The 13,131-nt window shown below is 63.1% G+C and carries 13 protein-coding genes; 7 read left to right on the plus strand and 6 right to left on the minus strand.

Going from position 1 to position 13,131, the window contains the following annotated elements; translation table 11 throughout:
- The first annotated feature begins 5 nt into the window (after positions 1-5).
- Complete coding sequence (locus tag NKI52_RS14135; RefSeq protein ID WP_352698317.1) at positions 6-881, plus strand: aldose 1-epimerase; 876 nt, start codon at positions 6-8, stop codon at positions 879-881.
- A gap of 203 nt (positions 882-1,084) precedes the next feature.
- Positions 1,085-1,549, plus strand: coding sequence for a cupin domain-containing protein (locus NKI52_RS14140; protein ID WP_352698319.1), 465 nt, complete (start codon positions 1,085-1,087; stop codon positions 1,547-1,549).
- A 64-nt stretch (positions 1,550-1,613) separates the two neighbouring features.
- Here NKI52_RS14140 and NKI52_RS14145 read toward each other — a convergent pair whose 3' ends face one another.
- The 6 genes from NKI52_RS14145 to NKI52_RS14170 all read right to left on the minus strand — a co-directional run bounded on the left by NKI52_RS14145 (position 1,614) and on the right by NKI52_RS14170 (position 9,073).
- A complete protein-coding gene (locus NKI52_RS14145; RefSeq protein ID WP_352698321.1) occupies positions 1,614-2,138 on the minus strand; it encodes a sarcosine oxidase subunit gamma in 525 nt (174 codons plus the stop codon).
- Positions 2,131-5,085 carry a sarcosine oxidase subunit alpha family protein gene (locus NKI52_RS14150; protein ID WP_352698322.1) on the minus strand — a complete coding sequence of 985 codons (2,955 nt, stop codon included), beginning with the start codon at positions 5,083-5,085 and terminating at the stop codon, positions 2,131-2,133. The genes NKI52_RS14145 and NKI52_RS14150 overlap by 8 nt, the downstream gene beginning before the upstream one ends.
- Complete coding sequence (locus NKI52_RS14155; RefSeq protein ID WP_352449799.1) at positions 5,082-5,378, minus strand: sarcosine oxidase subunit delta; 297 nt, start codon at positions 5,376-5,378, stop codon at positions 5,082-5,084. The genes NKI52_RS14150 and NKI52_RS14155 overlap by 4 nt, the downstream gene beginning before the upstream one ends.
- 13 nt (positions 5,379-5,391) lie before the next feature.
- Positions 5,392-6,648, minus strand: coding sequence for a sarcosine oxidase subunit beta family protein (locus tag NKI52_RS14160; RefSeq protein WP_352698324.1), 1,257 nt, complete (start codon positions 6,646-6,648; stop codon positions 5,392-5,394).
- A gap of 10 nt (positions 6,649-6,658) precedes the next feature.
- Positions 6,659-7,807: a M24 family metallopeptidase gene (locus NKI52_RS14165; protein WP_352698326.1), complete on the minus strand. Its 1,149-nt coding sequence runs from the start codon at positions 7,805-7,807 to the stop codon at positions 6,659-6,661.
- A 75-nt stretch (positions 7,808-7,882) separates the two neighbouring features.
- Entirely contained in the window at positions 7,883-9,073 is a 1,191-nt protein-coding gene (locus NKI52_RS14170; RefSeq protein WP_352698327.1) for a M24 family metallopeptidase, read from the minus strand.
- Positions 9,074-9,310: 237 nt separating this feature from the next.
- On the opposite strand from NKI52_RS14170, the gene ehuB reads away from it, so the two are divergent.
- Genes ehuB through NKI52_RS14195 form a run of 5 tightly spaced genes read left to right on the plus strand, consistent with a single transcriptional unit; the run spans position 9,311 to position 13,123 of the window.
- Complete coding sequence (ehuB, locus tag NKI52_RS14175; RefSeq protein WP_352576580.1) at positions 9,311-10,180, plus strand: ectoine/hydroxyectoine ABC transporter substrate-binding protein EhuB; 870 nt, start codon at positions 9,311-9,313, stop codon at positions 10,178-10,180.
- A 54-nt stretch (positions 10,181-10,234) separates the two neighbouring features.
- Positions 10,235-10,963: an ectoine/hydroxyectoine ABC transporter permease subunit EhuC gene (gene ehuC / locus NKI52_RS14180; RefSeq protein ID WP_352698330.1), complete on the plus strand. Its 729-nt coding sequence runs from the start codon at positions 10,235-10,237 to the stop codon at positions 10,961-10,963.
- Entirely contained in the window at positions 10,960-11,619 is a 660-nt protein-coding gene (ehuD, locus tag NKI52_RS14185; protein WP_023674259.1) for an ectoine/hydroxyectoine ABC transporter permease subunit EhuD, read from the plus strand. The genes ehuC and ehuD overlap by 4 nt, the downstream gene beginning before the upstream one ends.
- Positions 11,616-12,395: an ectoine/hydroxyectoine ABC transporter ATP-binding protein EhuA gene (ehuA, locus tag NKI52_RS14190; RefSeq protein ID WP_023717024.1), complete on the plus strand. Its 780-nt coding sequence runs from the start codon at positions 11,616-11,618 to the stop codon at positions 12,393-12,395. The genes ehuD and ehuA overlap by 4 nt, the downstream gene beginning before the upstream one ends.
- Positions 12,392-13,123, plus strand: a complete 732-nt coding sequence (locus tag NKI52_RS14195; RefSeq protein ID WP_023674261.1) for a GntR family transcriptional regulator — start codon at positions 12,392-12,394, stop codon at positions 13,121-13,123. The genes ehuA and NKI52_RS14195 overlap by 4 nt, the downstream gene beginning before the upstream one ends.
- Positions 13,124-13,131 lie beyond the last annotated feature (8 nt).

Raw genomic sequence — 13,131 nt, forward strand, 5'->3', positions numbered from 1 at the left:
AGCTGATGGTCGGGACGATCCAGATCAGAAGCGGAGACCTGTCTGCTGAAATCGTCCCATCGCTTGGGGCAGGTCTTGCGAGACTGGACCATGGACGCGTGCCGCTCTTCAGGCCTTGGCCGAACGGCGGGAGCAGCAACCCGTTCGACCTTGCCTGCAACCTGCTTTTGCCATGGTCAAATCGCATCTCGGGCGGCGGGTTCACATTCGACTCAAAATTCCACGAACTGCCTGCCAATGTTGCAGGCGAGCCATTTCCCATTCACGGCAATGGATTTTCGAGCGAGTGGGACGTCGACAGCGTAACGCAGGACAACGCAAAGCTGTCGCTCATCAGCAACGGGCCCGGCCCATACCGATATCGCGCCGAGGTGAGCTACGCCCTGGCCGGGCAGGGGCTCGACCTGAAGCTTCGCATCGTCAATCAGGCGCCGGTCAGGCTCCCGTTTGGGCTTGGCATCCATCCGTGTTTCCCAAGAACGGCACGGACCACGCTTCATGCGCCGGCCTCGCAGGTTTGTCTCGAACTGCCCAGCCATCTCCCTGAACGGTTTGTCGATATCAAAACTCGTCCCGATTGGGATTTCGGCGCCCCGGCCGTATTGCCGAACGGATGGATAAACAATCTGTTTGCCGGTTGGGACGCCGTCGCTACCATATCGTGGCCGGAGCACAGTTGCAGCCTGCGGATTGAAGCTTCATCGTCCTTGAACTTCTACCTGGTCTATTCGCCATCGGACGAGAGCGACTTCTTCTGTTTTGAACCGGTCAGTCATCCTGTCGATGCTCACAATCGTGGTTCGATCGACGAATGGAATGGACTGTCGGTGCTTGGGCCCGGCGAGAGCCTGGCAGCCCGTTGCAGCTTTGCCGTCAATTAGGCGGACCTCTGCGGCGCCCTCGAATTGGCGGATGTCGGCCAGCATGTCCGGTGAGAACGAAGCCGGCTTTTCGTCCAAACGGAGCTTGGGAAGAGGGAACTCCGGCGACCGGGAACCCGTGAGCCAGTTCGACGTTTGCCGGATGTCGCTGCGCCGCTCGTCTGCTTGACGGCCCACCAAATGTGCCTGGCAGGATTGGATCAATGACGGATGTTGAACCAAAAGAATTCGTGCTCGCAGGCATCGTCATGAAGCGACTGGTCTCCGGCGAACAGACGGGAGGCTTGTTGAGTCTCTTCGAAAACAGAAGCGACGGGCACACGAAAACGCCAATCCATGTTCATGCGAATGACGACGAGACGGTCTACGTCATCGAAGGGCACTTGACCGCAATTGTGGACGGTGTGGTCCGAACGCTCTCGCCGGGCGAGAGCATGTTTTTGAGGCGCGGCATCCCGCACCAGCTTATGAATCCCGGCAATCAGCTCGTTCGCTATATCCTGATAGACACGCCAAGTGTGTTCGAGCAGTTTCTCGCCGAAGGTGGCCATGAACTCGGCAAGGGAGAGGTGGTCGGGCCGCCGACGCCTGCCGATATCGAGCGGCTCAAAGCAGCGGCGCCGAAGTTTGGGATTACGCTTCTGCGAGACTGGCCGGCAAGAGAGTAGATGACTTCGTGATGGCGGCTCGGATCGCCGCCAAAGCCGGCCCTTGCCCGAGGAACGGTTTTGGCTAGCCGTCGGCAATCCAATCCGAGAGGCTGCGGGCAAAACTTCGCGGCACGATGAGTTCGCACGCGGTCTCGCCGGTGCGCAGGAAGAGCACGGGCACGTGATGGAAGGATGTTTGCACGGCGCGGCCCGGAGCGGCGGCCGGCGCGTGCCAGTCGACGGCAATGCAGCCGGACAGAAGCCTTGCAATACCAGGGCCGGCCATTCTCAAACGAACACGACCTTCGCCGAGGGGCACGGAACAGCCGAGGAGGGGCACGGAACAGCCGAGATCGGGGTCGACGACAAGGGCTGGCGCTTCTGTGCCTTCGTCGAGAGCCAGCCAGAGGCGGCGAGGTGCAATGCGGATGATTAGAAGCCCCTTGTGGCGAATCGTCTCTCCAACCGAGGTGGGAAGTTTCGTGCCGAGCGACGCCGAGACACTCTTTTCGAATTGTCTCAGTGTCGCGTCCCAGCCCTCGATCTGGACAAGCGGACAATCGGCCACGGACAGGCTGAAATCCCGAGAAGAGGTCAAGCTAGTCATGCAGCCGTTCTCCCTGCGGATCGATGAATATCGGCGAGACAACGCGGGCGCGAACCGTTTCGGCCTTCATCGGATAGACCGCCACGACCTCGCTTCCTTCTGCCGCGACATCACCGGCAAGCAGGGCCAACCCGACATAATGGCCGCGTTCGGGGCTGAAAGTGACGGAGGTGACACGACCGCGCCCATGGCCATGGGGTTTCTCATCCGGCAGGAACAGGATGGCGCCGCCGCGCAGGCGTTTTCCCTCTTCGATGCATTCCAGCCCGACCAGGCGCTGCCGGTCGGGAGCCTGGAAGGCGGGGCGCCGTCGCAGGACGTCGCCGACGAAGCCGCTGCGTTTGCCGGCCATGCGACCGAGGCCGAGATCGTCGAGCGTCGTGCGCCCATCGATCTCAGGTCCGGCGACATGGCCCTTTTCGACGCGCAGCGCGCCGAGCGCCTCGACGCCGTAAGGCTTCAGGTCGAATGATCTGCCGGCCTCGAGCAGACGGCTCCAAAGCTGTTCACCGGCAGTGGCGCCGATATAGACTTCGTAAGCGCGCTCGCCGGAATAACTGAGACGCAGGATGCGGAGCGCACGGCCCTCCCATTCGCTTTCGAGTAGTCCCATATGCGAAAGCGCCTCCTCGGAAACGTCGAGAGCGGGAAACGCTGCATTCAGGATCGCGCGGCTGTTAGGCCCGGCAACCGACATCGCCGCCCATTCATCGCTGACCGAGGTAACGGCCACGCGCAAATCCGGCCAGGCCGTGTCGAGCAGGAATTCGAGACGCGACAGCACATCGGCGGCCTTGGCGGTCGAAGTGGTCATGAAGAACCGGTTTTCCGCTAGCCGTGTCGTGGTGCCGTCGTCGAAGACGATGCCGTCGTCGCGCAGCATGACGCCGTAGCGGGCGCGGCCTATCGCCAGTTTGGCAAAGCCGTTGGCATAGACGCGGTCGAGGAAGATTGCCGCATCCGGGCCCTGGACATCGATCTTGCCCAGCGTGGAGATGTCCATCAGGCCCGCCGCCTGACGTACGGTCCGCATTTCGGCGACGTAGGCCTCGTTCACGTTACGCCCCGACTGCCGGTAGAAATAGGGCCGCATCCAGAGCCCGACCTCGAGCATCTCGGCGCCGTTTGCCATGTGCCAGTCGTGCATCGGCGTGCGGCGGATCGGCTTGAAATGATGGCCGATGGCGCGTCCAGCAAGCGCCCCGATCGCCACGGGCGTATAGGGCGGCCGAAAGGTCGTGGCGCCGGTCTCGGGGATTGTTGCCTTGCGCAGGGCGGCCATCGCGGCAAGTGCGGTAAAATTGCTGGTCTTGCCCTGGTCGGTGCCCATGCCGAGCGTGGTGTAGCGCTTCAGGTGCTCGACCGATTCATAGCCCTCACGATGGGCGAGCTCGATATCCCCGGTCGTCACGTCCATCTGGAAATCGACGAAGGCCTTTCCACGTCCAACGGAAGGGATTTCGCGAAGTGAACTCGTGGCGGTCTCGTCGAGATCGAGTTTCGACGGAGCGGGCACCGGCGCCGACTTGCCGCAGGAGGCTGCGGCCTCGCTACCGGCGCGATGACCGTCGTCGATGGCATCGGCCGTCGCATAGGTTCCCATCATCGCGCCGGCGCCGAACCGGCCGGCCGGAAACGAACCCGGCACGAAGCCGTCGATTTCGTCGCGGTAGGTGGGCTTGCTCCCCAGGTGCGAGGTGAGATGGACAGTTGGCGACCAGCCGCCGGAGATGCAGACCAGGTCACAGGCGGCCGAGGACTGGCCCTCCGGCCCGTTGAGCGTTACTTGCCTGACGGCACGGCCGCCGTGCAGGTCGACGATGCGCGTTGCGGCCCGCACCACCACGCCGAGCCGTGCGGCTTCCGCGGCAAGTGCTGCGGGCGGGACGGCGCGCAGATCGGCAACCGTCACCTCCGCGCCGGCTGCGGCATAGTCGAAGGCGGTGCGCCAGGCACCGTCATTGGTGGTGGCGACAATGATTTTCTTGCCCGGCAGGACGGCGAAACGGTTGAGATAGGTCCGGGCGGCCGAGGCAAGCATCACGCCGGGCCGGTCATTGTTCGAGAACACCATCGGCCGCTCGATGGCGCCGGTGGCGAAAACAATCGAGCGGGCGCGCAGCATAGTGACCGTTTGCCGGGCCTCGCCATTCGGCTTCTGATCGGTTGGATCGCGCTGTTTGACCAGTCCAAGGACATTGCCGTCATAGCTGCCGAAAGCGGTCGTCCGCTTCATCAGCGCGACGGTTTCGAAGCCCTCCAACTCGGCCTCGGCCTGCCTCAACCATCCAGCCGCTGCGCTGTCGGACGGTTCCGCCAGAAGCTGGCCGCCAAGCAGGAAATCCTGCTCGATCAGCGCAACCCGCGCCCCGGCCGCGGCCGCTGCCCGCGCCGCCGACAATCCCGCCGGGCCGCCGCCGACAATGGCGACATCGGCGAAGGCATGACGAACCTCATAGCGGTCGGGATCCGGGCCGGTGCCGGCTCTACCCAGGCCGGCCGCCTTGCGGATGAAATGTTCGTAGAACATCCAGGCGCGGCGCGTCGGGCCCATGAAGGTCTTGTAGTAGAAGCCGGCGGACAGAAACGGTGCCAACAGCCCGTTGACGCTTTGCACGTCGAAGGCAAGCGATGGCCAGCGGTTCTGACTCTCCACGACCATGCCGTCGGCGAGTTCCAGTGTCGCCGCCGGCAGGTTCGGCTCGCGCCTGCCGGCGCTCCCGAGCGTAACCAGCGCATTCGGCTCTTCGGGCCCGGCGGAAAAAATGCCGCGCGGGCGATGATATTTAAAGCTGCGACCGACCAGCGTGACGCCATTGGCGAGCAGCGCAGAGGCAAGCGTGTCACCGCGATATCCAGCCAGCTTGCGGGCGTCGAAGGTAAACTCGACCGGCTGCTCGCGGTCGATGCGGCCACCTAACGACAGCCGTTTGCGGTTCGAACTCATGCCGGGGATTTCCTTAGAGTTGATTTCCTGGCCCGCAATTTTCTGGCGAAGTCGACGGATGCGACGGCATGGTTGCGGGTGTCGCGTTCGACCACCAGCCATTGCCGGCAACCGGTCACGTGCTGCCAGAATTCACGGTGCGGGCCGGCCGGGTTTGTCCTGATATAGACGTAGCGGTACCAGGCCTCCGGATCGGGATCGTCATGGGCCGGACGCGTGACCGAGGCATCGCCGCCATAGCGGAACTCGTCATGGTCGCGCGGGCCGCAGCAGGGGCATTCGATGCGCAGCATTTTGTCCCGCCTCCTATTGCAGCCAGGCGGAAGGGCCGACACCGGCCTCATCGAGCGTGTGGCCGGTGCGGAAACGATCGAGTCCGTAGGCCGCGGTCAAAGGATGCGGCTTGCCGGTGGCGATCGTGTGGGCGAAGCACCAGCCGGAAGCCGGCGTCGCCTTGAAGCCCCCATAGCACCAGCCGCCGTTGAGATAGAGGCCGTCGATCGGCGTCGGGCAGATGATCGGGCTGGCATCGGGCGTCATGTCCATGACGCCGCCCCAGTGGCGCAGCAGCCGGACGCGCGAAATGCACGGCATCAATGCAATCGCCGCCTCCGCCACCTCGCGCACGACGCCGAGATTGCCGCGCTGGGCGTATGAATTGTAGCCGTCGAGATTGCCGCCGAAGACCAGTCCGCCCTTGTCGGACTGGCTGACGTAGAAATGGTCGGCGCCGTAAGCGACGACGTGATCTACCAACGGCTTCAGCGGCTCGGTGACGAATGCTTGCAGCACATGGCTTTCGATCGGCAGTTCAAGCCCGGCCTTGGCGCCGAGCACGGACGTGTGGCCAGCGACCGCGAGGCCGACCTTGCCGGCGCCGATCCGGCCTTTCGTCGTTTCGACGCCGACGATACTGTCGCCGTCGCGGACAAAGCCTGTCACTTCGCAGTTCTGGATGATGTCGACGCCATGGCCGTCGGCAGCGCGCGCATACCCCCAGGCGACGGCGTCGTGGCGCGCCGTGCCCGCCCGGCCCTGGAAGATGGCGCCATGGATCGGGAAGCGGGCGGTGTCGGAAAAGTCGAGATAAGGCACCAGCCGGCGCACGTCTTCCCGGTCGAGGATATCGGCATCGATGCCGTTCAGCCGCATGACATTGGCGCGGTGGCTGAAGCCGTCGAGCTGATCGGCCGAATGCGCCGTGACGAGCTGGCCGCGCTGCGAGAACATGACGTTGAAATTCAGCGCCCGCGACATGCCCTCCCAAAGCTTCATCGAGAATTCGTAGAACTGGGTGTTGCCATCGAGCAGGTAGTTGGAGCGGATGACGGTAGTGTTGCGGCCGACATTGCCGCCGCCGACATAGCCCTTTTCGAGCACCGCGACGTTGCGGATGCCGTGGTTCTCGGCAAGGTAGAAGGCGGTGGCGAGGCCATGTCCACCGCCGCCGATGACGATCACGTCATAGGACGGTTTTGGCTCCGCCGCACGCCAGGCGCGCTGCCAATTCTTCTGGCCGGACAGCGCGTTGCGTAAGATCGAAAATGCCGAGTAGCGCGCCATGCGTGCGGGCCTATCGAACGATCGGGCCGGCCGGCGTGCGGGTAAGCACTTCGGCGCCCGCATCGGTCAACAGCACCGTGTTGGAGACGAAGTCATCGCCGCGACCGGTTCCCATCAGCCACGACAGGATGTGGAAGCTCATCCCGGTCTCGATCTCGAGGTCGGAATCGTGCCTCAAGCCCGTCACCGAATTGCCGCCGGTCCATGATGGTGGTTGGCCGGCACCGACAAGGTAGCCGCAGTGATGGCGGCGATAGTGGGAAAGACCGGCCGCGTCGGCGACAGCCTGCCAGGCGGCGTAGACATCGCGCGCCTTGGCGCCGGGCCGCAGCGCCTCGACGACAGCGTTGAACGCCTTGGCGGTCACTTCCGCCATTGCAGCGTCTTCGTCGCTGATGTGGCCGATGCGAACGAGCCGGCCGAGCGGGGCGTGGTAGCGCGAGATGCAGCCGGACAGTTCGACGAAGACCGGCTCACCCTTGCGGTAGATACCGTCGCCCCAGGTCGTGTGTTCTTCACCCAGGCGCGCGGCCGGGCGGATGAACGGCCCGAAGCCCGGCGCATGACCGCCGGCGCGGATCATTGCCGCAACACATTGGGCGGCGACCTCCTGTTCGGAAGCGCCATCCGAGATCGCGGCGATCGCAGCACCGGCGGCGGCGTCCGTCACCTTTGCGGCGCGCCGCATCAGCACCTGTTCTTCGGCGCTCTTCACCCGCCGCATCTTGTCGATCAGACCGGAGACATCGCTCCACGTTGCATCGGCTTGCGTCTGGAGCGCCACGGCAAGCCCATGACTGAGGCCGGCCGTCCAGTATTCGAGGCCGATCCGCTTGCCCGACAGGCCGAGCTCCGCAAGCACCCGCGCGGCAAGGTCGGCCGCCGTTTCGCTGTCAGAGTGGCCACGGAATTCCGCTGCATGCACCTGCTTCTCGATCGTCACCTTCTCCATCGAGCGGGTGACCAGGACGGGGTTTCCCTGGAGCGGGACGATCAGCAGGTGAGGGGCAAAATACCCCCAGTGATCGAGCCCGGTGAGATAGAAGACGTTCTCCGGCGAGGCAAACACTGCCGCGTCGAGCTCGCGCTCAACCAGTGCAGTACGGACCTTTGCCAGGCGGCCGGCGATTTCGGCTTCGGAAAACGGATTGCGGTCCATCGGGCGTCCTCGTGCTTGTCGCCGGCTTGGTGGCGGGCATGGTTCTTTTCGGCAGCCGGTTTCCCGGCCGCCATGTCAGTCGATGACGATGAGTTCGCGCGCCACATCGCAGAGGCGTTCGCCGCCGCGTTCCGTGACGACGAACGATTCCGAGATGGCGATGCCGAAATCGTCGAGCCAGACGCCGGCCATGAAATGGAAGCACATCCCGGGCTGCATCTCGGTGGTGTCGCCGGGACGAAGGCTTGCGGTGCGTTCACCCCAATCGGGCGGATAGGCGAGCCCGACCGGATAGCCGACGCGGCTTTCCTTCTTCAGCCCGTTCTTCCTCAACACTGCCTGCCAGGCGGCTTCCACCTGTTCGGCGGTGTTGCCGGGGCGCGCTTTCTCGAGGCCAGCGTCGACGCCCTCGACGATCGCCTTGGCCATGTCGAGGATGGCTTGCGGCGGCTTTCCGAAATGTACCGTCCGGGTCAGCGCCGCATGATAGCGGCGGCGCACGCCGGCGATCTCCAGAATGGCGAGGCCGCTGTCCGGCAGCGGCGCGTCGGACCACGTCAGATGCGGCGTGCTGGTGCCCTCGCCGACGGGCATCAGCGGACAGATCGCGGCATAGTCGCCGCCCGCTCCGGGCACGCCCATGATCTGCGCGTGATAGATTTCGGCAATGACATGGTTCTGAGGCACACCGGGCCGCATTTTCTCGATGGCGCGGTTCATGGCATGCGTGCAGATCGCACCCGCCTCGCGGATCAGCACCAGCTCGGCCTCGGATTTGACCAGCCGCGCCCAGTTGACGAGATCGTGGTTGTTGGCGAAGTGCGCGTCGGGCAGCCCTTGGATCAGATGGGCGTGGCAGCGCGCCGTATAATAATGCGCGTCCATCTCGACGCCGATGCGGGCTTTTCCCCAACCACGCGACCGGATCAGTTGGGCGAGTTCGTCATAAGGGTGTTCGAGGGGCTGTTGCACCAACCGTTCCGAGAACGGCACGATGTTTTTCTCGGGCAGGCCGGTGGTCAGGCGTGCGCTCTTGGCATCCTGTGCCCTGCCGAACCAGATCGGCCGGTCTTCCTCCAGATGGACGAGCACGCACTGCGGAACGTAGAACGACCATCCATCATAGCCGGTCAGCCAGCACATGTTGGCGGGATCCTGACAAACGATGAGATCGAAGCCGGCTTTTTGCATGCGTGTCTTCACGCCGGCGAGGCGCTGCCCATACTCCGCTTGCGTGAATGTCCCGAAGCCGTTCGCGGTCGCCACCGAAATCCTGCCTTCCAGGTACGCCGTTTGCCTTTTGTAAATGGCAACTAGGCCAAATTGTGCACAACTCGACGTCAATTTGCTGGCTAACTGCGAATTATCGCCGAATTTTCATGGTTTCTATATCTCTGCTTGCGAAATGTCTAGGGCAGTTGTATACGTCTGATCTAGCAGGCGTCGACCTCGAAGAAGGCCGCGCCCTGGGAACCATCCACAGTTGTCCAATGGGAGAAAAGCATGTTCAATTCATCGATATCGCGCCGTATGGTCGTGAAGGCGGCTGCCTGCATCGCGCTCGCCGCGACGTCATTGACGTCGTTGTCCGCTCACGCGGAAACCACCCTCGAACGGGCCAAGAAGGACGGCTACATCCGCGTCGGTTTCGCCAACGAGGCGCCGTTCGGTTACGCCACGCCAGACGGCAAGCTGACCGGCGAGGCCCCTGAAGTCGCCAAGGCGGTGCTCGCCAAGATGGGCATACCGCAGGTCGACGGTGTTTTGACCGAATTCGGCTCGCTCATTCCGGGTCTCAAGGCCGGCCGCTTCGACATCATCGCCGCCGGCATGTTCATCACTCCGAAGCGCTGCGCCGAGATCAACTACTCCGAGCCGTCCTACGGCATCGGCGAGGCTATGCTGGTGGCAAAAGGCAATCCGAAAGGCATCAAGGATTTTTCCAGCATCAAGGACAATCCGGATCTCAAGCTTGCCGTGATGGCCGGCGCCGTCGAAGGCGGCTTCGCCAAGGAAGCGGGCGTTGCCGGTGGGCAGATCGTCTCCTTGCCCGACCAGTCAAGCCTGGTCGCCGCCGTCCAGTCGGGCCGCGCCGATGCAGCCGCGCTGACCGCTCTTTCGATCGCCGACATGGCCAAGAAAGCCGACGGCGTCGAATCGACCAAGCCCTTCGGCGAGGTCGCCGGCAAATCGGTAAAAGGTCATGGCGGCTTCGGCTTCCGCAAGGAAGACACCGACCTGCAGGAGGCTTTCAACGCCGAGCTGAAGAAGTTCCTCGGTTCGCCGGAGCATATCGCGCTGGTCGAGCCACTCGGCTTCGGCAAGGATTATCTCCCCAACAAGACCACCGCAGAGCTCTGCGCTGGCAAATAGGTTCCCAACTGCTGGCGGCGCGAAAGCGCCGCCCTTTTTCCTTGGGGGAATCGCATGGGTATCCGTACGCTCGTTGCCATGCTGGTCATCGCGCTTGTCGTGATCGGTGCCTTGGCAACACAGGAATCATATCAAGTGTTTATGCCGGGGCTGCTGCAAGGCGCGGTCCTGACAATCGAGATCGCCGTCCTCGGCAGCCTGCTGGCAATTGTCATGGGCGTGCTTGCGGCACTTGCAAGGATGTACGGCCCGACGCCGCTCAGATGGCTGGCCACGGTTTACGTCGAGATCTTCCGCGGAACGTCGGCACTGGTGCAATTGTTCTGGCTGTTTTTCGTGCTCCCGCAATTCGGCGTCACGATCAACGCATTCGTTGTGGCGGTGCTCGCGCTCGGCCTGAATGTCGGCGCCTACGGATCGGAGTGCGTGCGCGGCGCGATCCAGTCCGTCGCCCGCGGGCAGTGGGAAGCGTGTACGGCATTGAACATGAGCCGCCCACAGATGCTGCGCCGGATCATCCTGCCGCAGGCCTTTGTCGCGATGATCCCGCCCTGGGGCAATCTGTTCATCGAGCTTCTGAAATCGACGGCGCTGGTCTCGCTGATCACGCTTTCGGATCTCGCCTTCAAGGCGCAGCAAATGAACCAGAATACGTTCAAGACCATTCCGATCTTCACCCTCGTTCTTTTGATGTACCTGGCAATGTCGCTGGTTGTGACCATCGGCATGCGGCTTCTTGAAAGGCGGGCGTCGCTCGGACTGGCGCGGGGGAAGGCGGCATGATCTGGGATTGGGGATTTGCCCTGGAAATCCTGCCGGTGCTTGCCCGCGCCGCCGTCATTTCCATCGAGGCGACGCTGATCGGCTTTGCACTTGCCGCCTCGCTCGGTCTGGTGCTGGCGGTCGTCCGCATCGCCGTGCCGTGGACCAGCTGGACGATTTCGGTGCTGGTCGAGCTGATCCGCTCGACCCCGCTGCTCATCCAGATATTCTTTCTCTATTTCGTCTTTCCGAAATTCGGTGTCGTGCTCGACGCTTTCACCGCCGGGGTGCTGGCCATCGGCATCCACTACGCCGCCTATTGCTCCGAGGTCTATCGCGCCGGTTTCGACAACATCCATCGCGGCCAGTGGGAAGCTTCGATCGCGCTCAATCTCTCGTCCTGGACGACGTTCCGCGACATCATCATTCCGCAGGCGATCCCGCCGATCGTTCCGGCGCTCGGCAATTATCTGGTGGCCTTGTTCAAGGAAACGCCGTTGCTTTCCGCAATCGCCGTGATGGAACTGATGCAGACCGCCAAGATCATCGGCTCCGAAACGTTCCGCTACACCGAGCCGATCACGCTGGTCGGCCTGTTTTTCCTTGCCATGAGCCTGGTTTCGGCGGCGCTCATCCGCTCCCTCGAAGGGCTGCTCAACCGGAGGACCACGCGATGACTGAACAACCGATGGTCCGCTTCGACAATGTATCGAAACGCTACGGCACGTTAACCGTTCTCGACGGGCTCAATCTCGAAATAGCGCGCGGCGAAAAAGTCTCGGTCATCGGTCCGTCGGGTTCGGGCAAGACGACGGTGCTGCGCATGCTGATGACGCTGGAGACGATCAATGACGGCGTCATCTGGGTCGAAGGCGAGCCGCTGACTCATATGGAGAGGAACGGCAAGCTTGTTCCCGCCGATCTCGCCCACATCCGCAAGATCCGCGCCAAGATCGGCATGGTGTTCCAGTCGTTCAACCTGTTTCCGCATATGACGGCGATGCAGAACTGCATCGAGGCGCCGATAACGGTGCTCGGAATGAAGCGGGCGGACGCCGAGGCAAGAGCGGCCGAGCTGCTGGAGCTGGTCGGTCTGGCCCAGAAGAAGGACCACTATCCGTCACAGCTTTCCGGCGGACAGCAGCAGCGCGTCGCCATCGCCAGGGCGCTGGCCATGCGACCCAAGATCATGCTGTTCGACGAGGTAACGTCGGCGCTCGACCCGGAGCTTGTCGGCGAAGTGCTACAGGTGATAAGGCAGATCGGGCGCGAGCATGATCTCACCATGCTGATGGTCACCCATCAGATGGGCTTCGCCAAGGAGTTTTCCGACCGCGTTTGTTTCTTCTATCAAGGCAAGATCTGCGAGCAGGGGCCGCCAAGCGAACTGTTTGGTGCTCCCAAGAACGAGCGGACACGGCAATTCCTGCACGCTGTCCTGGAGGCTGGGTGACGATCGAGACAGAGGCCAAGCCGCCCACGACGGTGACCGCCGCGCCGCCGCGCCCGCTCTCCGCGCGGGAGCGGTTCGAGCGCATCTACCGGATATTGCGCGACCGCATCTGCCTGCTCGATTATGCGCCGGGAAGCCACCTTTCCGAGGAAGAACTTGCCCAGGAATTCGAGATCAGCCGCACGCCGGTCCGGCGCGTGCTGGCGCGCCTTGAATCCGAGGGTCTGGTTCAATCCGTCCACGGCGTCGGCACGATCGTCACCGACGTCGACATCGAGGAATTGCAGCAGGTCTATCATCTGCGCCTGGAGCTGGCGCTCCTCGTCGGCAAGCTTTCGCCGATCCCGCGCACGGCGGACGACCTCGACCGGATACGGGCGCTCATCGCGCGCTGCGATTCCGATATACTCAATCCCGACCAGCGCGCTTTCCTGCGCCTCAACATGGATTTTTTCTACGAGCTCACGGCGATGACCGGCAACCAGCCACTGCGCGAGATCAGCGAGCGCCTGTATTTTCAGGTCGCGCGCGTCGTCCTGAAGCTGATGCCACAATTGGGCCTTGTCGAGGAATTCACCGCGTTCCGCCGCGAAATGGAAGAGGTCCTTGCCGCCGCTGAGATCGGCGACTGGGAGTCCATCGGGCACATAAGGCGGGCGCATATCTCAATGAGCTTCCGCCGCATGATGCGTCACGCAGGCGAGGCGAATCTGGATAGAGCTACATAATCAGCGCT

It is taken from the genome of Mesorhizobium sp. M0590 (assembly GCF_040320905.1).
Classification (GTDB): Bacteria; Pseudomonadota; Alphaproteobacteria; order Rhizobiales; family Rhizobiaceae; genus Mesorhizobium.